Origin of the sequence: Cupriavidus sp. 30B13 (genome assembly GCF_049059565.2) — a bacterium.
GTDB lineage: Bacteria > Pseudomonadota > Gammaproteobacteria > Burkholderiales > Burkholderiaceae > Cupriavidus.
In genome coordinates, this window is sequence record NZ_CP188223.1 from 125,376 (window position 1) to 145,085 (window position 19,710).

Consider the following 19,710-nt stretch of genomic DNA (forward strand, 5'->3'; position numbering starts at 1 on the left):
TTCCTCCTGCATTGCCCCTGTCGCGCATCCGCGCGAGCCAGCGATGATTCATGAAGTTCCACCCGCCGGATACCCCCTGTGCGGGTGGGACGTCTCAGCGGCCGATGGCCTGGTCCAGCGACGTGAGCACGGCCAGTGCGGAGCCCGGCAGCCCGATGCTCGATCGCGTCGTGCGCACGCCGGCCTCGCGCGGATTGATCCGAATGAAACGAGCGGCATGGCGCTCGCCGAAGCGGCGCGCCGTGGGGATGCCGGTGCCGGCGCCGAGCTCGATGACAACGATGTCGCCACGTCCCTTCGTCCACGCATCCAGGCGCGCACGGGAGAGGGCGGTGGGCTCCTCCACCCAGGAATAGTCGTCGAACATCAGGATGTTGGGCCGTGCCATGCTGCCGCAGCGCGGGCACCGCGGCGGCGCGTTGCTCAGCTCGCAGCGGGCCTCGTCCACCTCTGGCACGAAGCCGTCGGCGCTCCATGTGTGCTCGTCGCACGGCGTCGTGCATTGCAGGACATGGATCGAGCCGTGACACTCGTGCACCGTCGCCGCGTCGAAGCCGGCGCGCTGGAAATGCCCATCCACGTTCGAGGTAAAGACGCGGCAGCCGTCAGGCATGGCATCGGCCCAGCGGCGCAGGATGCCGAAGCCGGCATGCGGCACCGTGCGGCGGTAGAGCGCCAGGCGGTGGCCGTAGAAGCCCCATGCCAGCTTCGGGTTCTCGTCGAACGCATGCGGCGCGGCAATGTCCTCGAAGCGCAGCCCGGCCGCGCCGATCGCCGGATAGGCGCGCCAGAAGCCCTCGCGGCCGCGGAAGTCCGGCAGGCCGGAGTCCACGCCCATGCCGGCGCCGGCGGTGATGAGCAGCGCCCGCGCGTCGCGGATCCATCCGGCGGCCAGTTCGATGTTCTTGTCTTCAGTCGTCATGTCGATTGTCGTCGTGTTTTCAGTGCCGTGTCGGCAGGGCATCCCGGCGGATAGCGCGGATCTGTTCGCCGAAGCCGCGCAACCACCACTCGAGCTGGGCCGTCTGCACGACGGTGGCGCTGATTTCGAACTCGGTCTCCAGCGCGGTGACCTGCTGGTCCGCCGACAACTGCGATTCGAGCAGGTGCAGACCGGCGTCCTTGTCGATGCGGAAGGTCAGGCGGATGCGCGTGCCATCGCCGAAGCCGAAGCGGCCGTCCGCGTCGTATTTGCCGAGATCGAACTCGCGCGGCCTGTCGAACGTGTGCGGCGATGCCTGGGCTGCGGCGATGCGGTGCAGCGCCAGCGTGCGCTCGTTGTCATAGCCCTCGTAGCGGCACACAAGATAGAGGCGTGCGCCCTGCTGCGCCAGGCCGAGCGGCATCACGCGCGCGTGCTTGCGCTTTCCGGCTGCGTTGTTGTAGTCCACGTCGAGCCAGAAATTACCGTACAGCGCGTTGCTGACGGCCTCGAACACGCCCGGCCTGATCCTCGGTGGCAGCAGCGGCTGCGTGGTGCTGACCACCCTCACCTTCGACAGCCACTCGCGCCCGCGCCGGCCGCCGGCGCCTGCATCCGCGCCCAGGTTGGTGCGCGCCTGCTGGAAAAAGCCGTCCATGGACTTCATCAGGCTTGCGGGCAGCAGGTGCCGCAGGTGCTGTTCGGCCAGCGCCAGCATCAGCGACTCCTGCTCGCTGAGCACGGGCAGCGCCAGGCCGCTGGCGCGTTCTTTCCAGCGGTAGCCATAGGGCTTGCTGCGTTCGTCGCGTTCGATCTCGAAGTGCTCGCTGAGCATCTCGAGCTGGCGCTGGATGGTGCGCAGGTCCCGCTCGATCCCCGCGCTGCTGAGCTGCGCGTGCAGTTCGGGGGCGGATACCATGCGCCCGCGCGGAATGCGGCGCAGCAACTCCAGCGCCAGCAGGACGGTTTCGATCGTATCGGAGCGTTTTGGCATGACTATCGGTGAGTAGGTCGGTGGCGGCCGGTTTCATGCCGGCGGTTGCGCTCCCGGCGCCCGTTGGCCGCCGGTGCGGGTTTCGATAAAACGTGTGCTCTTGCCATGGTCGGATGCCACCCAAGGCAGGCTGCTCGCCGCCCGCCTCACAGGAATCCGAGCACGTGCTTCGCGCCCGCTTTCATTGCGCATTCTGCCGCGAGCGCGTCGACGAGCGCGGCGGCTCCGGCCAGCGGGCGGAAGCGATGTTGCCGTGCGACCGCGGCGAAATCTCCCGGCGTCAGCGTGGCAAGGCCGTACAGCCGCGGCCGCAGGCTCTCGTCGGGCGCCGGCAATGCGAGCACACTGCATTGTCGGCACAACAGCGCCCAGGCTTGAGCCGGTTTGAGGAAATCGAACTTCACCTTCAGGTCGAAGCGCCGCAGCGCCGCCTGGTCGAGCCCGTCGGCCAGGTTGGTGGAGGCGACGAACACGCCCGGGAACGATTCCATCTGCGTCAGCATCTCGTTGACCAGCGTCACTTCCCAGCTGCTTCGGGCGCCACGCCTGTCTTGCAGGAAACTGTCTACTTCGTCGATCAGCAGCACGGCACCATCCTGTGCTGCATGGCGGAACGCATTGGCGATGTTCTGCTCGTTTTCGCCCACCCACTTGGACATCAGGTCGGAGGCCCGCCTGACATGCAGCGGTACGTTCATCTCCGCGGCCAGCCAGCGGCCATAGGCGGTCTTGCCGGTGCCGGGCGGCCCGTACAGGCACAGCCGTCCGGTGCCGGCGCGCGCCAGCCCGGCGCGGAGCTCGCCCAGGTCGGCGTCGGCGCTGACGAATGCCGGGTCGTAGATGGGCGGCAAGCGATCGGCGGCAGCGCGGGTGAGCGGCGCATGGCCCTGCGCTTCCAGCGTGTTGCCGATCAGCAGCGTCATGGCCCTGGTCGCGCCCTGTTCGCCCAGATCCGCATGGATGGCGCGCACCACCGAGGCCGCGCGGGTCACGACGGCGGGCGCCAGGGTCTGCGCTTCTGCCAGGTCTGCCACCGCGCGCGCATCCAGCAGGCCGGCGCACGCTTGCCCGATGATGCGTGCGCGGTGCGAGCGGGGCGGCACCGGCAGCTCGAAGACCATGTCGAAGCGGCGGATGAAGGCCGCGTCGAGGCCACCGGAGTTGGACAGCCATACCGTGGGCACCGGGTTCGCCTCCAGCATCCGGTTGACCCAGGCCTTGCGCGACTGCGCGGTACTCTTGCGCCCGAACGGCATTTCGCCGTCGTCGAAGATATCTTCCACCTCGTCGAACAGGATCAGCGTGCGGCGTTGCGCGAAGAAGCTCTGCGCCGCGCGGAATGCACGCAGCCGGTGCTCGCCGTCGATGGGGTCACCGTCCTCGTCCTCGCTCGCCACCTCGAACAGCTCGCTGCCGAGATCCGCGGCCAGCGTGCGGGCGAGCTGGCTCTTGCCGGTGCCGGGCGCGCCATGCACGAAGATGTTCACGCCCTTGCGGCCGCTGGCCAGCGCATGGCGCAGGTAGGACCGCAGGACCGCGAGCGTCTCGCCCAGATGCGTGTAGTCGCCGAGCCCCAGCTCCGCGGGGGCCGCCGGCACGACGGTGTCGCGCAGCAGGGCGATCGGGTCTGCATCGCCGGACACGATATGGTCTGCGAATCTGTCGGAAAGCAGCTCCAGCTTGCTGCCGAGCGTGGAGCTGTGGCCTCGTTCCACCAGGAGCAGACCGGACTGCGCCAGCACGCCCTGCGTGCCCAGCGCCGCGCGGACTTCCGCGTCGGGCAGGTCGAGCAAGGTCGCGAGCACGCGCGGGATCTTGGCTGAGGAGAGTTGCCCGAGCAGGTCCGCGGCATCGTCGAGCAGGCGCTCGTTCTTGAGCATGGCGGCAAAGGCCAGGATCTGGCAGTCGGTGCCGGACAGGCCGACCAGCTCGGCCAGCCGCGCGATGTTGCCATCCAGGCAGGCGGGCAGCCCCGTGTCCCGGCACTGCGCCTCGGCCTCGGTGAATTGCCGGCGCAGCGCGGCGCGCACGGCCCTGGGATCGAAGTCGTCCTGTTGGGGGTCGAGCCACATGTCCAGCCCAAGCAGCTCGGCCAGCGTGTCGTTGCTGAAGCCGCCGCGCCGGATGAACTCCTGGTGACCGCCTAGCGGCACCAGCAGGCGCAGCAGCCAGAGCCGCACCACCGGTGCAAGGTCGGTCGGCATGCGGGAGTAGCGGGAGGGGCGGCGGCGCAGCATCATCGGATCTCCTGTCGAATGTCGCCATTCTCGGCATAGGGTGCGTCAGAATGTGTCGCATGCGGAAAAGCGGGCCGTCGTCTGGCCGGTCGCATTCGCCGTGGCCACCGCCCCTCGGTTATCCTCGTGCTCTTTCAAGATACGACGGAGAACCCCGTGGCACGCATCATCCCCGACGGCTGGGAAACCATGGAAGCCAGCGGCCCGGCCCGGCGCGAGCTAGAGACGCTTGCCGTGCTGGCGGCGGGCCTGCCGGACGGCTATACGGTCTACCACTCGGTGCACTGGACCAACGTGGCGCACGTGCACGCCATCTACGGCGAGATCGATTTCGTGGTGGTGAACCGCGCGGGGCAGTTGCTGATCATCGAGCAGAAGAGCGGCTTCCTCGAGGAGACGGCCGAGGGGCTGGTGAAGAACTACGGGGCCCGCGCGCGGCTGGTCTCGGTGCAGATGGGCCGCACCGCGGACGGCCTGCGCGGCAAGCTGATGCGCAGCCTGGGCGGCCAGCCGGTGTTCATCGAGCACCTGCTGTACTGCCCCGACTATACGGTGCGCGACCCGGTCACGGCGGGGCTGTCGCCGCAGCGCATCGTGGATGCGGGGCGGCGCGCGCAGCTGTGCGCCATCATCCGCTCGATCCTGCCGCCCGGGGAGGACGCGCCGGTGGCGGAGCGGGTCCATCGTTTCCTGTGCGACACGATCCAGCTCGAGACCGACGTCAGTGCGCTGATCGGCCAGGCGCGCACGCTGGTGACGCGCGTGTCCGGCGGCCTGTCGCACTGGGCGCGGCAGCTCGACATCGAGCCGTTCCGTCTGCGCGTGACCGGCACCGCGGGCTCGGGCAAGACGCAGCTGGCGCTGGCCGAGTACCGCGACGCGATCGCGCGCGGGCGGCGGCCGCTCTACGTCTGCTTCAACCGCCCGCTGGCCGATCACTTCGCGCGCATCGCGCCGCCGGGCGGGCTGGCCTGCACGTTCCACATGCTGTGCGAGCTGCTGCTGCGGCATCACGGCGGGGTGCCGGATTTCACGCAGCCGGAAGCCTTCGCCCGGCTGGTGGAGGACGTGGCGCGGCTCGCGGTGCCGGGCGAATTCGTCTTCGACACGGTGATCGTGGACGAGGGCCAGGACTTCGCGCCGCACTGGCGCGACCTGGTGCTGCGGCATGCGGGCCCGGCGGCGCGCGCGCTGTGGCTGGAAGACCCGATGCAGAACCTGTACGGCCACCCGCCGGCAGAACTGCCGGGCTGGGTGCGCCTGCGCGCGCGCAGCAACTTCCGCAGCCCGCGCCCGGTGGTGAAGCTGCTGCAGCCGCTGCTGCCGCCCGACGTGGAGATCGAGGCCACCGCGCCCATCGCCACGGCGGAGGTCGAGTTCCTGGTGTACCAGGGCGATGCATTGCTCGACCGCGTGAAGGACGGCCTGCGCCTGTGCTATTCCGACGGCTTCCGCCAGGAGGACGTGGTGCTGCTGAGCTACCGCGGGCGCGACAATTCCCGGCTGCTCGGCTACGACCAGCTCGGCCCGAACAGGCTGCGCTCGTTTACCGGCGGCTACGACGCGCACGGCCAGCCGGTCTACTCGCAGGGCGACGTGCTGGCGGAGTCCGTGTTCCGCTTCAAGGGACAGTCGGCCCCGGCCATCGTGTTCGCCGAGATCGATTTCGAGACGCTGGGCGAGAAGGAGATCCGCCGGCTGTTCGTCGGCGCGACGCGGGCGACCATGAAGCTCGTGCTGGTGCTGTCCGAGCGCGCGGCGGGTTTGCTGCTGGAGCGGATCTAGGGGTTCGCGGCGCATCCCGTCCTGCGCGCGGTGGCCAAGCCGGAACGGGATGCATCCCGATTGCGCATCTGCGCACCGGATGCGCAGATGCACGGCCAAACTGCACTCCTCGCAGAACAAGAGGGCAAGCCATGCAATTCATCACCATCGCCGGGTCCGTGTCCGGCACCGCCATCGCCAACCCGCAAGCCAGGCCGCAGCGCGTGCTGCTGCGCCGCTGGGGCTTCTCCGAGCAGGAGGCCGCGGGCCTGCTGCCGGACCTGCCTTCGCTGGACGGCCGGCTGGCGTGGACGCTGGACGAGCAGGCCAGGCCGCGGCCCGACCTGGTCATCCACCTGGTGGATGCCACGCGCCTGAGCGGCGTGTTCGGCGGGGCGCGCTGGAACGCGATGGGCCCGGTGGACGCCATGCGCCGCGCGCGCCGGCGCGGCACCAGCGAGATCGCCGTGGTGCTGGGCTCGACCCAGCACCTGCCGCCGGAGCGCGTCGGCTGCTGGGTGCTGGCCGGCGAGCGCAGCCTGGCGGCCGCGCTGGCCATCCTCGCGCGGACCGCCATCGAGCCGCTGCTCGCGCCGGACGCGGGCCGGCGCTCGGGGTTCCACGAACTGGCGTCGATGAACACGCTCTGCATCCTGGCCCGCGAGCAGGAGCAGAACCGCGAGGCGCTGTCCCGGCGCATCGTCTCGGTGCTGTGGGCGGCGGTCAACCGCTCGTATTCGGCGCCCGCGCGGCTGCTGGTCGCGGCGCAGACGCACGTGATGGACCACGTCGACTCGTTCAACCCGCACCTGCTGCAGCGCATCCGCGCGCACCGGCGCAACACCGGCTCGCTCGACCTGGCGGCCGACATCACCATCGCCTATCCCTGGCCGGCGCAGTGCCTGCCGGCGCTCTGAGCGAGGCGCGCTACTGCGCGTCGAGCGCGTCGAGCGTGCCGAGCGCGTCGGCGTAGGCCAGGCAGGCCTGGCGCAGGTTCCCGGCGATCTCCCGGCGCAGGTGCGCCGGCGACAGGATCTCGACCCGCGCCGCGCGCTCCATCAGCAGGTTGCGGAATTCGATGGAGGGAATGACGGTGGCGGTGAGGCGGAAGCCGCCTTCCTCCTCGACGATCTCCTGGTCGTCGGCCAGCTTCTGTTCGCGGAACAGGTTCTTGATCTCGCTGTCTTCCCTGACGCGCAGCTCCACGCGGACCGGCGCCTCGGGGAAGAACGAGAAGAACTGGTTGTGGCGGACATAGGCATCCAGGTCGAAGTCCGGGTCCGCCCTGCCGGCCACGTCCGTGCAGGTGGCGGAGACGAAGCGGTCCAGCCGCAACTGGTAGCGCCGGAAGCCGCCGTCGCTGCGCTCGCGGCTCGCCACCAGGTACAGCACCGGCCCGCGCTCCACCAGCGCGAGCGGCACCACCTTGAATTCCGCGGGCTGCTCGCTGTCGAGCCGGGAATTGCGGTAGCACACGGACAGCACCTGGGTAGCGTAGAGCGCGCGGCGGATGGCATTGAGGATGTCCTCCCGGATCGGCGGCGACCGCAGCGGATAACCGGCGTCGATGCGCACCGTCTTGGCCGCCCACGCGCGCGCGGTGGCCAGCGCCGGGTCCACCGGGCTTTCCTGCAGCACCCGCGCCGCCCCGGCAAAGTAGTCCTCGAGCTGGCTGATGACATGGCTGGGCAGATGGTTGGGCGCATGCCGCTGCAGCGTGAGCAGCGCGATGGCCAGCTCCAGCGGCGGGCGGCGCGCCATGCCCGAGACCGCCTTCTTGGCGGTGCGCCACCATTTCTTGTCGCGCGAGCGCCCTTCCTTGCCGACCAGCCCTTCGTCGCACATGCGGTCCAGCGCCCGGATGACGGTGTCCCGCCCCGGCGCCTGATCGGGGTAGAGCGCCTGCACCCTGGCCAGCAGCTCCCCGGAAAAGATCCGTTCCTCCACCTTGGGTGGCATGCAGGACAGGATATCGCTTTCGAGCCGTGGCCAGTTTGCCGAGGTCGCCATTCTGAACTTTTGCCTGTTTCAATTTTCCGGGAGGCGCTATCGTAGCGGATCTGCGCATGTCTTGCGCAGAAGCCGTGCTATGCCGGGCCGCTCCGCGGCCGTGGTTCAATGGCGTTCATTCCATTGCGATCGATTTCGTTGCCTGCGCACCAGACCATCATGACCCTGATCGACACCAAGAACCTCCAGCGAGCCGCGCGCGAATTCGGCGAGGCACGCGGATGGGGGAAGTACCACAGTCCCAAGAACCTCGCCATGGCGCTGAGCGTGGAAGCCGCCGAGCTGGTGGAGATTTTCCAGTGGAAGACCGAGGAAGAATCGCGCGGGATCATGGCTACCGATGAGCGGGAGCATGTTGAGCAGGAGCTGGCGGATATTGCTATTTATCTGGCGCAGTTGCTGAATGCGTTGGGGGTGGATTTGGATTCTGCTGTCAGGGGTAAGATGGAGATGAATGCGGTTAAATATCCTGTTTCCGGGGTGGGGGGGTAGATCATGCTCTGGATTGGTTTTTTTGTGGATTGAGTTTTTATTTTTTATTGAGTTTTTTGTTGGGTGGTTTTTGATTTGACTTTAAAGTCAAAGTATTAAAATCAAAGTCAAAATCTTTCGCTCCCCCGGAGCGACCTACTTTCTTTTTTCCGAAAAGAAAGTAGGCAAAGAAAGCGGACTGCCTGGCCGGCAGGGGCAGAAACGTTGGGGTTTCTGGTTGTTGGTGGTTTCGTGGTGGGGACTGCGGTTCTGCTGGCATCCTGCCGATACCGGTGCGAGCGGCCACGATCTTGCTGGCGGTATTGGTTTCGGGGTTGGACCTATGATGGCGGGCGCACTGCTTGTTCTGCCATCTGCCGTTACCGGCTTGGGCGGCCACGACATAGCACCCTCTTGGTTTCGTGGTGGGCGTGGTGGACCGGGGTGCGGGTGTAAGGGGCTACGTTTAAACTACCGTGCCCGCCACGAAGCCAATCGAGCACTGAGTTCAAACTGGGGCCACCGCGCCCACCACGAAACCAGTGCCGTGCCTATGACGTGGCATCCGCTCCGGTCGCGGCAGCAGCTTGAACCACCTGGGCTGCCGCCATCATGCAGCTTCACCGCGAATCGAACACCACCCGCGACGCCGCAGGCGAGCAAACCGGTAGCGTCAGCAGTCTCATCGAAGCCAACGCGCCCACCACGAAACCACAATCAAATTTAAAGTCTGAGCGCCCAGCCTTCTGCAAGAATCGCTTTCTTTTGGTTACTTTTCTTTTCGAGAAAAGAAAAGTGACACTTACATGTGTGCGAATGGGCTACCAAGCCCAAGCCGCTAGGCCCACAGCCGCAAGCACACTCTCACACACGCCTGAATAAGCCAATCAAATCAAAGCCACCAGGCCCACAAAGGCAAGCAGCCCCTCAAGCAGGCCGCCAAGGCCACCCACACGCGCAGGCGCCTGAACTTGCCACAGACCCAGATCCAGATCCAAGCCCAACCCCCTCCCATAGCCCCAAATCCCAAATTGTATTGATACCTTGATTCACGTCCCCGTCACACATCCCCCCCACAATCCGCTCCCGTTCCGTCCCTAGCGCTTTCCTCTTGCTGCCGGCGTTGTCCGCTTTGGTTCGCCCGTTCCCGCGCAGGCGGCGCTTCTCCTCTCATGTCCAAGACCCTGCTTGCCTTGCTGTTGTCGCTGTCGTTCTTGTCCGCCTGCGGCGGCGACGATGGCGCGAATACCGGCGTTGCGCCTGCCGTTCCTTCGCCGCAGGTGCCCGCGGGTGACGCTGTGATCCGCTGCGCGCCCGCTCCCGGCCAGAAGTAAGCCCATTCACCAGTTCGCCGCCACATGTCTCTGAAGAGTCGTCGTCAGTTTCTGAAGTTCGGGGCCGCTTCGGCGGGTGCCGCCGCTGCCTCGATGGTCTTGCCGCAAAGCATCCGCGATGCGCTGGCCATTTCCGCCAACCGCCGCACCGGCACCATCCAGGATGTGGAGCACATCGTGGTGCTGATGCAGGAGAACCGGTCGTTCGACCATTACTTCGGCACCATGAACGGCGTGCGCGGCTTCGGCGATCCGAAGCCGGTGCCGCTGCGCAGCGGCAGGCCGGTGTGGTACCAGCCGGCCGGGCGCAATGCGGAGGCGCGCACCGGTTATGCCAACGTGGGTTATGCGAACTGGCCGAAGACGAGCCAGTGGTACGAGAGCGATCCGGTGCTGCAGGCGCAGCAGAGCTATGTGCTGCCGTTCCGCCTGGACACCACTACCACCAACGCGCAGCACCTTGGGGGCACCGACCACAACTGGAAGCTCGAGCAAGGCATCTGGAAGCACTGGGATGCGTGGGTGCCGCTGAAGAGCCGCATGTCGATGGGCTACTACGACGCGCGCAAGGACCTGCCGTTCTACTACCAGCTGGCCAACGCGTTCACCATCTGCGACGCCAACCACTGCTCGATCTTTGCCAACACCGAGCCCAACCGCCAGTACTACACCAGCGGCGCCAGCGTCTACACCATGAGCGGCTACCAGGCCGGCACCAGGAAGCGCCTCAAGGGCCAGGAGCTGGACAACAACTGGACCGCCAACATGGACCTCGACGACGCCTGGGAGGGACTGACCTGGAAGTGCTACGCCGAGCGGCTGCAGGAGAGCAAGGTCGACTGGCGCGTGTACCAGGCGTATTCCAACTACGGCTGCAATTCCGTCGCCTTCCACAAGGCCTTCCGCAAGCTCGACAAGCAGTCCGACGAATACCGCCGCGGGCGGGCCTACGTGGGCAACAAGCTGGCCTCGAACGAGGCGGCCTACGACGAGGAGCTGGCCAACGCCATCGCCCAGGACGTGCAGAACGGCACGCTGCCGCAGGTGTCGTGGATCATCTGCCCGGATGCCTACTGCGAGCACCCGGACGCCTCGCCGGCGGCCGGCCAGGCGCTGGTGGACAAGCTGCTCAAGGCGCTGACCTCGAATCCCGAGGTGTGGGCCAAGACCGTGTTCATCATCAACTACGACGAGAACGACGGCTTCTTCGACCACATGCCGGCCTACGTGCCGCCGGTCAACACCACCATGTACGGCTACCAGGGCCAGAGCACGGTGCCGGTGGACGAGGAGAACTACAACGGCGTGCCGATCGGCCTGGGGCCGCGCGTGCCGATGATGGTGGTGTCGCCGTGGAGCAAGGGCGGCTGGGTGTGCTCGCAGGTGTTCGACCACACCTCGGTGCTGCGCTTCATCGAGGCGCGCTTCGGGGTGCCGTGCGAGTACATCTCGCCGTGGCGCCGCGCGGTCTGCGGCGACCTGACCTCGGCTTTCGATTTCACCAAGCCCAACGGCGACCTGCCCACCGACCTGCCCAACACCACGTACTACAAGGCGGACGCCGACGCGGCCCGCACCCGCCCGAGCCCGGCGGTGCCGTCCGCGCCCACGCGCCCGGTGCAGGAAGTCGGGCAGCGCCGCGCGCGCGCCCTGCCCTACGAGCTGTTCGCGCATGGCCGCGCGGATGCCGACGGCAAGCGCTTCTGGATCGATTTCGCCAACACCGGCGCGGCCGGCGCGGGCTTCATCGTTTATGCCAACGGCGGCACCAGCTATGCCGAGCTGGACAAGCCGCACGACCAGGACGACACCGTCTTCCCGCCCGCCACCTTCGACTCGCTGAACAACCGCGGCGGCGTGTGGCAGTACACGGTGGAGGCGGGCAAGAGCCTGTCCGACAACTGGATGCCGCAGGACGCGGGCGCGCAGGACGGCAGGTACGACCTGTCGGTCTACGGCCCCAACGGCTTCCTCAACCAGTTCCGCGGCAAGCTCGCGAACGCCGGCCCCGAGGTGGCGGCCTGCTACGACATCACCAACGGCAAGCTGCTGCTGACGCTGGTCAACCAGGGCCGGCAGGCGTGCGTGATGTACGCCGCCAACGGCTACGACAGCGCCGACGTGCGCAGCTGGCACCTGGCGCCGGGCGCCTCGGCGCAGGACAGCTGGGACCTGGGCGCCACCAGCCAGTGGTTCGACGTGCGCATCACCACCGATGCCGGCGACGGCTTCCTGCGCCGCTTCTCCGGCCACGTCGAGACCGGCCGCCACAGCCTGACCGATCCGCGCATCGGCGGCGCCGCGGTGGACATGCTTTGATCCGCGCCAGCACAGGAATCGTCATGAGGAAAACTGGAACGCGCGCACGGCGCGCACTCGCGGCCGGCGCGCTGGCGCTGGCGGGACTGCTGGCCAGCTGCGGCGGCGACGGCGGCACGCCGGGCGCCGGCACGCCGCAGCTGCCGCCGGCCGACGCGCAGCCCGGCAGCCGCCGCGTGCTGCTGATCGGCATGGACGGCGTGAACTATCCCGAGCTGAGCGCCGCGGTGGCGCAGAAGCAAGCGCCTGCGCTGGCGCAACTGACGCTGGGGCCGGCCTATACCGGCGGCGTCGGCGGCACGGTCACGCAGCAGGAAGCGCTGGCCGGCCCCGGCTGGGCGACCTTGCTCACCGGCACCTGGGCCAACCGGCACGGCGTCACCACCGACCAGGGCGAGCAACTGCTGCGCGCCGACACGCTGTTCGCCCGCCTCAAGCAGGCGCGCGCGGGCGGCAAGATCGCCGTGGCCGCGGGCTGGAGCCCGCTCGCGCAGCAACTGGCCGCCGACCTCCGCGCCAGCCGCATCGACAGCCTGGTCGACTGCGCCGGCGTGGACGCCTGCGTGACCGACGCCGCGCTGCGCGCCGTGGCCGACCGCGGCTACGGCGTGGTGGTGGCCAACTTCCACGCGCCGGCGCAGGCCGCCGGCGGCCTGGACAGCGACTATCGCCGCGCCCTCGCCACGCTGGACCGGCAGGTGGGTCAGCTGATGGCGGCGCTGCAGGCCAGCAGCAAGGCCAACCCCGGCGAGGACTGGCTGGTGGTCGCCACCACCAGCCGCCCGATGCGCACGAAGGACTATGCGTCGGACGTCGCCGCGCTCGACGACACCAGCTTCATCGGCCTGAACCGCGCGGGCAACGCGGTCTTCGCCGCCTCGGCCAGGGATGCGGTGCCGGTTTCCAGGACCGATCTCTACACGCGCCCGAGCACGGCCGACGTGGCGCCCACGGTACTGGACTTTCTCGGCGTGGCGCCGGCGGCTGCCGCGCAATACGCGCAGTACGCGATGGAAGGCCAGTCGCTGCTCGGCACGCCCGGCGTGCAGCAGTTGCGCGCCAGCGCCGGGCGCGACGCCGGCAGCGTCAGCCTGAGCTGGAAGCTGGCGCCGGACGCGCCGCCGCCGGCGCAGATCGAGATCTACCGCGACGGCGTCAAGGTCGCCACGCTCGCGGGCGACGCCACCGGCTATGTCGATACCGACGTCGGCCTGGCCGGCAAGGCGGAAGGCACCTACCGCTTCGACTACGTGGTGATGGCCGGCGCGGTGCCGCTGGCCTACCGCGCGGCCATCGCCTACGTGCCGCCGATCGTGCTGCCGCCCACGCTGCTCGACCGCCTGATGCACTTCTTCTCGTTCGACACCGGCCTGACCGACACCCGGAGCGCCGACACGCTGCGCGCGCTGAAGACCCCCGCGCCGGCGCCGCTGACCGGCAACGACGGCCTGGGCGGCAAGTCGCTGGCGATCGACCCGACCCGGACCAGCTACGACCTGCCGAGCGACGTGCCGCTGCAGCCGCGCTTCTCGGTCGGCTTCTGGTACAAGTCGGACGCGCAGCAGGCATGGCTGCCGGTGATCACCAACAAGGACTGGAATTCCGGCGCCAACCGCGGCTTCATCATCGGGCAGTCGTCGGCCGGCACCATGACCTTCAACTTCGGCGACGGCGCGCGCCGCGCGGATGCGTTCATGGGCTTCACCGCCAACCAGTGGGTGTATATCGCGCTGACCGTCGACACCGTGGCCAAGACCGCGACCGCCTATATCGCCGACCCGGTGCTGGGCCTGCGCAGCACCGCCATGAACCTCGGCACGCTGACCATGGCCAACCTGCAGGACACGCGCCTGGTGCTCAACGAGGACACGACCGGCAGCGCCTATCCGGACTACACCGCGCCGACGGCGGTCGCGCCGGAGTACAACGACCTCGCTTTCTGGTCGCGCCAGCTCGACGCCGCCGAAGTGAAGGCGCTGTACGCCGCGGGCAAGTCGCTGTCGACGCTGAACCCGTAGCGCCGTTGCCGGCGACGCGCGGCAATGCCGAGGCGTCTGCTCCTCTCCCGTTTCATGGCAGAAGAGCAGACGACCTCGCTTCCTCCTTCCCCTCCTCCGCTTCTTCCCCCCTTCCTCCCCCTCCCTCGCCGCGCATCGGCCACGGCACCCCGCGCGTCGCAAAAGTGCGATCCCGCGCGCATTCCCGGCAGAATTTCCTAGACTGCTAGAGATTGGCCCCGCCGCTGGCCGTGTGCCGGCCCGAACACAGGAGTCCGGCATGAGCGACCAGCTTCTCGTTGGCACCGGCAAGGGCCTGTTCATGTGGCGGCGCGATGGCACCGGCGCCTGGCGGCAGGAGTCCGTGCATTTCCTCGGCGCGCCGGTCAGCGCCACGCTGGCCGATCCGCGCAGCGGCACCCTGTACGCGGCACTCGGGCGCGGGCGCGGCGTGCGGCTGTGGCGGCGCCGGCCGCGCGACCTGGACTGGGGCGGCTGCGGCCTGCCGGCCTATCCGCCGCAGCTGGTGTCGGGCGCCGGCCCGGGCGGCCTTGCGCTGCAGCGCATCTGGGCGCTCGAGGCCGGCGGGCCGGACGATCCCGGCGTGCTGTGGGCGGGCACCATGCCGGGCGGCCTGTTCCGCTCGGTCGACGACGGCGGCAACTGGGCCCTGAACCGGCCGCTGTGGGACCGGCCCGAGCGCCGCGCGTGGGCCGGCCACGGTTGCGAGGTGCCGGGCATCCATTCGATCTGCGTGGACCCGCACGACAGCCGCCATCTCACCATCGCGGCGTCGTGCGGCGGCGTGTGGCAGACGCGGGACAGCGGCATCAGCTGGGCCGTCACCACCGGCGGCATGGCGCCGTCGCAGGACGAGCACGGCGTGCACCAGGACCCGCTGCGGCTGGTGCAGTGCGCGGGACATGCGCACGCGATGTGGGTGCAGCACCGCGGCGGCCTGTTCCGCTCGGGCGACGCCGGCATGACGTGGCAGCGCCTGCTGGCGTGGCCGACCAGCTTCGGGCTGGCGGTGGCGGCGCATCCGCGCCGGCCCAATACGGCCTGGTTCGTGCCGCTGGCCGCGGACAGTTGCCGCGTGCCGGTGGACGGCCGGCTGGTGGTCAACCGCACGCGCGACGGCGGGCGCAGCTTCGAGGCCTGCGACGACGGCCTGCCCGCCGCGCCGGCCTATGACGTGATCGACCGGCACGGGCTGGCGGTGGACAATAGCGGCGAGCGCCTGGCGCTGGGCTCCACCACCGGCAACCTGTGGGTGTCGGAGAATGGCGGCGAGCGCTGGAAGCTGCTGACCACGCATCTGCCGCCGGTGCATTGCCTGCGGTTCTATTGAGATCCTGATATCTCTGATATCCATATCGGGATTTGAGATCGGGCCGGGTTTTTCGTTTTCCTCTTCTGCTTTGCCCTTCTTCTGACAAGGACGCGCGCGCATGGCTGGAACAAGTGCCAGGAAAAAGAACGCAGAGAACGCGGCGGCCGCCGCCCGGGTCGGCATCGGCGGCTGGAACTTCGCGCCGTGGCGAGGCAATTTCTATCCCGCCGGGCTGGTGCAGAGCCGGGAGCTGGCATACGCCAGCCGGCACCTCACCGCCATCGAGATCAACAGCACCTATCACGGCACGCAGAAGCGCGCCTCGTTCGCCAGGTGGCGCGACGAGACGCCCGACGACTTCGTGTTCTCGCTCAAGGCCTCGCGCTTCGCCACCAACCGCCGCGTGTTGGCGGAGGCGGGCGAGTCGGTGGCGCGCTTCCTCGACAGCGGCATCGCCGAGCTCGGCGACAAGCTTGGCCCCGTGGTGTGGCAGTTCGCGCCCACCAAGCAGTTCGAGGCGGAGGATTTCGAAGCCTTCCTCGCGCTGCTGCCCGCTGCCGTGGAGGGCCGCAAGCTGCGCCACGTGCTCGATGTGCGCCACGAGAGCTTCATGACGCCCGACTATCTCCGGCTCGCGCGCAAGTACAAGGCCGCCACGGTGTTTGCCGATTCGCCGAAGTTTCCGTCGTTCGCCGACCTCACCGCCGACTTCGCCTACGCGCGGCTGATGTGCAGCAGCGAGAAGATCGAGACCGGCTATGCGCCGAAGGACCTCGACGCGTGGCGCGCGCGCGTGCAGGCCTGGGCGGCGGGCGGCTCGCCCGGCGACCTGCCGCGCGTGGAGGACAAGGCGCCCGCCGCGCGCAAGCGCGAGGTCTTCGTGTTCTTCATCAACGGCGCGAAGGAACGCGCGCCCGCGGCGGCGGCGGCGCTGCTGTCTCGGCTGGGGTGGGAAGCGCCGCCGTGGGAGGAAGGCGGCAAGGCAGCCGGGGCCGCAACGAAAGCAGCCAAGAAAGCTGCAGCGAAGGCCGGCGGACAGCCCGGCGGCAAGGCCAAATGAGGGCGGGCGCCAGCCCGCTATAATCCGGCATGAACTCAAGCCCCAAATCCGCCGCGGCGCCCGCCGCCGGCGCCTCTTTCTCCCAGCTGCCCCTTTCGCCCGCCACGCTGGCGACGCTGGCGCAGCTCGGCTACCAGACCATGACGCCGATCCAGGCCGCCAGCCTGCCGGTGGCGCTGGCCGGCCAGGACCTGATCGCGCAGGCCAAGACCGGCAGCGGCAAGACCGCCGCGTTCGCGCTGGCGCTGCTCAACCGGCTCGACGCGCGCCGCTTCGACGTGCAGGCGCTGGTGCTGTGCCCCACGCGCGAGCTGGCCGACCAGGTCACGCAGGAAATCCGCCGCCTGGCGCGCGCCGAGGAAAACATCAAGATCCTGACGCTGTGCGGCGGCACGCCGATGCGCCCGCAGGTCGACAGCCTGGCGCATGGCGCACATATCGCCGTGGGCACGCCGGGACGCATCATGGATCACCTGGAGCGCGGCACGCTGGTGCTCGACGCGCTCAACACGCTGGTGCTCGACGAAGCCGACCGCATGCTCGACATGGGCTTCTTCGACGACATCGCGCACGTGGCGCGCCAGTGCCCGAAGGAACGCCAGACGCTGCTGTTCTCGGCCACCTATCCCGAGGGCATCGCCCGGCTCAGCCAGCAATTCCTGCGCAAGCCGCAGGAGATCAAGCTCAAGGAGCAGCACGACGACAGCAAGATCCGCCAGCGCTTCTACGAGGTCGAGGAAGGCCAGCGCCTGAATGCGGTGGCGCTGCTGCTCAATCACTACCGCCCGGTCAGCACGCTGGCGTTCTGCAACACCAAGGCGCGCTGCCGCGACCTGGTGGAGCTGCTGCGCGCGCAGGGCTTCGAGGCGCTGGCGCTGCACGGCGAGCTGGAGCAGCGCGAGCGCGACCAGGTGCTGGTGCAGTTCGCCAACCGCAGCTGCTCCGTGCTGGTGGCCACCGACGTGGCCGCGCGCGGGCTCGACATCGCCCAGCTCGAGGCGGTGATCAACGTCGACGTCACGCCCGACCCCGAGGTCTACGTCCACCGCATCGGCCGCACCGGGCGCGCCGACCAGGACGGCATGGCGCTGAGCCTGGCCAGCATGAACGAGATGGGGCGCGTGGGCAACATCGAGCAGCAGCTCCGCATGGAAATGGAATGGCAGCCGCTGTCGGCGCTCACGCCGGCCAGCAGCGAACGCCTGCTGCCGCCCATGGTCACGCTGCAGATCCTCGGCGGGCGCAAGGAAAAGATGCGTCCCGGCGACGTGCTCGGCGCGCTCACCGGCGAGGCCGGCTACACCAGGGAACAGATCGGCAAGATCAACGTGATGGAGATGTCCACCTACGTGGCCGTGGAGCGCGGCATCGGCCGCGAAGCCATGCGGCGCCTGAACGACGGCACGGTCAAGGGCAAGCGCGTGAAAGTGCGCATGCTGACCGAGTGAGCGCGGCGCTGCTGTCTTCGTCCGCGCAGCGGCCTTCCCGGTGAAGACCCCGAAGCGGCTGCAGCCGCTGGTCGAGGAAGGCCTGGTCGACGAAGTGATGCGCCAGCTCATGAGCGGCAAGGAAGCCACCGTCTACGTGGTGCGTTGCGGCGACGAGATCCGTTGCGCCAAGGTCTACAAGGACGCGGCGCAGCGCAGCTTCCGCCAGGCCGCGACCTACCAGGAAGGGCGCAAGGTCAAGAACAGCCGGCAGGCGCGCGCGATGGAGAAGGGCTCGCGCTACGGCCGCAAGGTAGCCGAGCAGGCATGGCACAACGCCGAGGTGGACGCCTTGTACCGCCTGGCCGCCGCCGGCGTGCGCGTGCCCACGCCGTACCTGTGCTTCGAGGGCGTGCTGCTGATGGAGCTGGTGGTGGACGCCGCCGGCAACGCCGCGCCGCGCCTGAACGACGTGGCGCTGGACGAGGCCACGGCGCTGGCCCTCCACGACGCGCTGCTCGGGCAGGTGGTGCGCATGCTGTGCGCCGGCGTGGTGCACGGCGACCTGTCCGAATTCAACATCCTGGTCGATGCCGCGGGCCCGGTCATCATCGACCTGCCGCAGGCGGTGGACGCCGCCGGCAACAACGACGCCAGCGCCATGCTGGAGCGCGACGTGGACAACCTTGCCTTCTACTTCGGCCAGTTCGCGCCGCAGCTCAACGGCACGCGCTACGGCAAGGAAATCTGGGCGCTCTACCAGGCCGGCCTGCTGCATCCCGGCATCGCGCTGAGCGGCCAGGTGGCGGTCGACGACACGCCGGTGGACGTGGACGCGGTGCTGCAGGAAGTCGAGGACGTGCGCCTCGAAGAAGAAGCGCGCCAGCGCTATCTGCAAAGCGCCGGGTAAGCCTGGCCTGCATTCTGGTCTGAATAGTTTTTACAAAGATTCGTGGGCGTCACCCTGTAAGCCGCGCGCCGCTGGTGCTAATCTGAAAGCGCGAGGCCGCCCGGCGCAAGCGCGCGGGCCCGGCCGGACACGCCCGCCGGCGCGCGGGCGTGGTTGCAGATCAAGGCTGCAAATCCCTTCGGACGGAACAAGGAGTGGGTGATGAAGACCGCACGGCAGGTTCTGGAATCCAAGCCAACCCAGGCTATCTACAGCATTACGCCCGGCGCCACGGTGTATGCCGCGCTGCAACTGATGGCGGAAAAGGGCATCGGCGCGCTGCTGGTGATAGAACAGGGCGATATCGTCGGCATCCTCAGCGAACGGGACTACGCGCGCAAGGTGATCCTGATGCAGCGCACCTCGCGCGAGACCTTCGTGCGCGACATCATGACCTCGGCGGTCATCTACGTGCGCGCCGACCAGAGCACCGACGAATGCATGGCGCTGATGACGCAGCACCGCCTGCGCCACCTGCCCGTGATGGACGGCGACAAGCTGATCGGCATGCTGTCCATCGGCGACCTGGTGAAGGACATCATCTCCGAGCAGAAATTCATCATCGAGCAGCTCGAGCACTACATCAGCGGCAGCGTGCATCCCTAGCACGGCGCCAGCGCGCGCGGCCGCCGCCCGGCCACCCGGGCGCGGCTGCGGGTTCCGCGCAACACTTTCCCCTCGATTCCCGCTGAATCCGGTACGCCGCCTTCTGCGCGCAATGCCGCGCAACCCCGCCGCGACGTGGCCGCAAAACGCGCCAACCTCGGCCAACCCGCTTCGTCCGGCCGCTTCCCAAGCTCGCAAAGCGAGTTAGCGCCGCACTTGATATTCAGTATCCGCATATAATTATGCGTACGCTGAATTAGGCCGGCCCGGCCTTGCAGGCGTGCCGG

At 68.6% G+C, this 19,710-nt stretch carries 16 protein-coding genes; 11 read left to right on the plus strand and 5 right to left on the minus strand.

The genetic code is table 11. The features are described 5' to 3' along the window. Nucleotides 1-94: 94 nt before the first annotated feature. The 3 genes from ACKI2N_RS00525 to ACKI2N_RS00535 all read right to left on the minus strand — a co-directional run bounded on the left by ACKI2N_RS00525 (nucleotide 95) and on the right by ACKI2N_RS00535 (nucleotide 4,156). Nucleotides 95-922 (minus strand): SIR2 family NAD-dependent protein deacylase, encoded by an 828-nt coding sequence (locus tag ACKI2N_RS00525; protein ID WP_420995213.1) that lies wholly within the window; start codon nucleotides 920-922, stop codon nucleotides 95-97. 19 nt (nucleotides 923-941) lie between these two features. Continuing rightward, the gene (locus ACKI2N_RS00530) at nucleotides 942-1,916 is read right to left on the minus strand and encodes a helix-turn-helix transcriptional regulator (protein WP_420995214.1); all 975 of its coding nucleotides are present in this window, start codon (nucleotides 1,914-1,916) and stop codon (nucleotides 942-944) included. Between the two features lie 146 nt (nucleotides 1,917-2,062). Continuing rightward, complete coding sequence (locus ACKI2N_RS00535; protein ID WP_420995215.1) at nucleotides 2,063-4,156, minus strand: AAA family ATPase; 2,094 nt, start codon at nucleotides 4,154-4,156, stop codon at nucleotides 2,063-2,065. 153 nt (nucleotides 4,157-4,309) lie between these two features. On the opposite strand from ACKI2N_RS00535, the gene ACKI2N_RS00540 reads away from it, so the two are divergent. Together ACKI2N_RS00540 and ACKI2N_RS00545 are read left to right on the plus strand one after the other, a co-directional pair. Then, nucleotides 4,310-5,938 (plus strand): ATP-binding domain-containing protein, encoded by a 1,629-nt coding sequence (locus tag ACKI2N_RS00540; protein ID WP_420995216.1) that lies wholly within the window; start codon nucleotides 4,310-4,312, stop codon nucleotides 5,936-5,938. Between the two features lie 131 nt (nucleotides 5,939-6,069). Next, on the plus strand, nucleotides 6,070-6,834 hold the full coding sequence (locus tag ACKI2N_RS00545; protein WP_420995217.1) for a hypothetical protein: 765 nt from the start codon (nucleotides 6,070-6,072) through the stop codon (nucleotides 6,832-6,834). A 10-nt stretch (nucleotides 6,835-6,844) separates the two neighbouring features. Here the strand turns inward: ACKI2N_RS00545 and ACKI2N_RS00550 are convergent, their stop codons facing one another. After that, nucleotides 6,845-7,927: a helix-turn-helix transcriptional regulator gene (locus ACKI2N_RS00550; RefSeq protein WP_420995218.1), complete on the minus strand. Its 1,083-nt coding sequence runs from the start codon at nucleotides 7,925-7,927 to the stop codon at nucleotides 6,845-6,847. Between the two features lie 159 nt (nucleotides 7,928-8,086). On the opposite strand from ACKI2N_RS00550, the gene ACKI2N_RS00555 reads away from it, so the two are divergent. Further along, nucleotides 8,087-8,419 (plus strand): nucleotide pyrophosphohydrolase, encoded by a 333-nt coding sequence (locus ACKI2N_RS00555; RefSeq protein ID WP_420995219.1) that lies wholly within the window; start codon nucleotides 8,087-8,089, stop codon nucleotides 8,417-8,419. Between the two features lie 37 nt (nucleotides 8,420-8,456). On the opposite strand, the gene ACKI2N_RS00560 is transcribed toward ACKI2N_RS00555, so the two are convergent. Then, entirely contained in the window at nucleotides 8,457-8,798 is a 342-nt protein-coding gene (locus ACKI2N_RS00560; protein WP_420995220.1) for a hypothetical protein, read from the minus strand. Nucleotides 8,799-9,570: 772 nt separating this feature from the next. Here ACKI2N_RS00560 and ACKI2N_RS00565 point away from each other — a divergent pair. From ACKI2N_RS00565 to ACKI2N_RS00600, 8 genes are all read left to right on the plus strand, one after another. Further along, nucleotides 9,571-9,732: a hypothetical protein gene (locus tag ACKI2N_RS00565; RefSeq protein WP_420995221.1), complete on the plus strand. Its 162-nt coding sequence runs from the start codon at nucleotides 9,571-9,573 to the stop codon at nucleotides 9,730-9,732. A 24-nt stretch (nucleotides 9,733-9,756) separates the two neighbouring features. Beyond that, nucleotides 9,757-12,051 (plus strand): phosphocholine-specific phospholipase C, encoded by a 2,295-nt coding sequence (locus ACKI2N_RS00570; protein WP_420995222.1) that lies wholly within the window; start codon nucleotides 9,757-9,759, stop codon nucleotides 12,049-12,051. 23 nt (nucleotides 12,052-12,074) lie between these two features. Next, the gene (locus ACKI2N_RS00575; RefSeq protein ID WP_420995223.1) at nucleotides 12,075-14,069 is read left to right on the plus strand and encodes a hypothetical protein; all 1,995 of its coding nucleotides are present in this window, start codon (nucleotides 12,075-12,077) and stop codon (nucleotides 14,067-14,069) included. 259 nt (nucleotides 14,070-14,328) lie between these two features. Continuing rightward, nucleotides 14,329-15,399: an exo-alpha-sialidase gene (locus ACKI2N_RS00580; protein ID WP_420995224.1), complete on the plus strand. Its 1,071-nt coding sequence runs from the start codon at nucleotides 14,329-14,331 to the stop codon at nucleotides 15,397-15,399. A gap of 100 nt (nucleotides 15,400-15,499) precedes the next feature. Continuing rightward, nucleotides 15,500-16,441, plus strand: a complete 942-nt coding sequence (locus ACKI2N_RS00585; RefSeq protein WP_420995225.1) for a DUF72 domain-containing protein — start codon at nucleotides 15,500-15,502, stop codon at nucleotides 16,439-16,441. A 29-nt stretch (nucleotides 16,442-16,470) separates the two neighbouring features. Next, a complete protein-coding gene (gene dbpA, locus ACKI2N_RS00590; RefSeq protein WP_420995226.1) occupies nucleotides 16,471-17,889 on the plus strand; it encodes an ATP-dependent RNA helicase DbpA in 1,419 nt (472 codons plus the stop codon). A 40-nt stretch (nucleotides 17,890-17,929) separates the two neighbouring features. Beyond that, nucleotides 17,930-18,778: a PA4780 family RIO1-like protein kinase gene (locus ACKI2N_RS00595; RefSeq protein ID WP_420995227.1), complete on the plus strand. Its 849-nt coding sequence runs from the start codon at nucleotides 17,930-17,932 to the stop codon at nucleotides 18,776-18,778. A gap of 201 nt (nucleotides 18,779-18,979) precedes the next feature. Next, nucleotides 18,980-19,423 carry a CBS domain-containing protein gene (locus ACKI2N_RS00600; protein ID WP_420995228.1) on the plus strand — a complete coding sequence of 148 codons (444 nt, stop codon included), beginning with the start codon at nucleotides 18,980-18,982 and terminating at the stop codon, nucleotides 19,421-19,423. Nucleotides 19,424-19,710: the final 287 nt, after the last annotated feature.

Coding starts and splice junctions, on each gene's coding strand:
- ACKI2N_RS00525 (WP_420995213.1), bottom strand. CDS start 922: ATGACGACTGAAGACAAGAACATCGAACTGGCCGCCGGATGGATCCGC.
- ACKI2N_RS00530 (WP_420995214.1), bottom strand. CDS start 1,916: ATGCCAAAACGCTCCGATACGATCGAAACCGTCCTGCTGGCGCTGGAG.
- ACKI2N_RS00535 (WP_420995215.1), bottom strand. CDS start 4,156: ATGATGCTGCGCCGCCGCCCCTCCCGCTACTCCCGCATGCCGACCGAC.
- ACKI2N_RS00545 (WP_420995217.1), top strand. CDS start 6,070: ATGCAATTCATCACCATCGCCGGGTCCGTGTCCGGCACCGCCATCGCC.
- ACKI2N_RS00550 (WP_420995218.1), bottom strand. CDS start 7,927: ATGGCGACCTCGGCAAACTGGCCACGGCTCGAAAGCGATATCCTGTCC.
- ACKI2N_RS00555 (WP_420995219.1), top strand. CDS start 8,087: ATGACCCTGATCGACACCAAGAACCTCCAGCGAGCCGCGCGCGAATTC.
- ACKI2N_RS00565 (WP_420995221.1), top strand. CDS start 9,571: ATGTCCAAGACCCTGCTTGCCTTGCTGTTGTCGCTGTCGTTCTTGTCC.
- ACKI2N_RS00570 (WP_420995222.1), top strand. CDS start 9,757: ATGTCTCTGAAGAGTCGTCGTCAGTTTCTGAAGTTCGGGGCCGCTTCG.
- ACKI2N_RS00575 (WP_420995223.1), top strand. CDS start 12,075: ATGAGGAAAACTGGAACGCGCGCACGGCGCGCACTCGCGGCCGGCGCG.
- ACKI2N_RS00580 (WP_420995224.1), top strand. CDS start 14,329: ATGAGCGACCAGCTTCTCGTTGGCACCGGCAAGGGCCTGTTCATGTGG.
- ACKI2N_RS00585 (WP_420995225.1), top strand. CDS start 15,500: ATGGCTGGAACAAGTGCCAGGAAAAAGAACGCAGAGAACGCGGCGGCC.
- dbpA (WP_420995226.1), top strand. CDS start 16,471: ATGAACTCAAGCCCCAAATCCGCCGCGGCGCCCGCCGCCGGCGCCTCT.
- ACKI2N_RS00600 (WP_420995228.1), top strand. CDS start 18,980: ATGAAGACCGCACGGCAGGTTCTGGAATCCAAGCCAACCCAGGCTATC.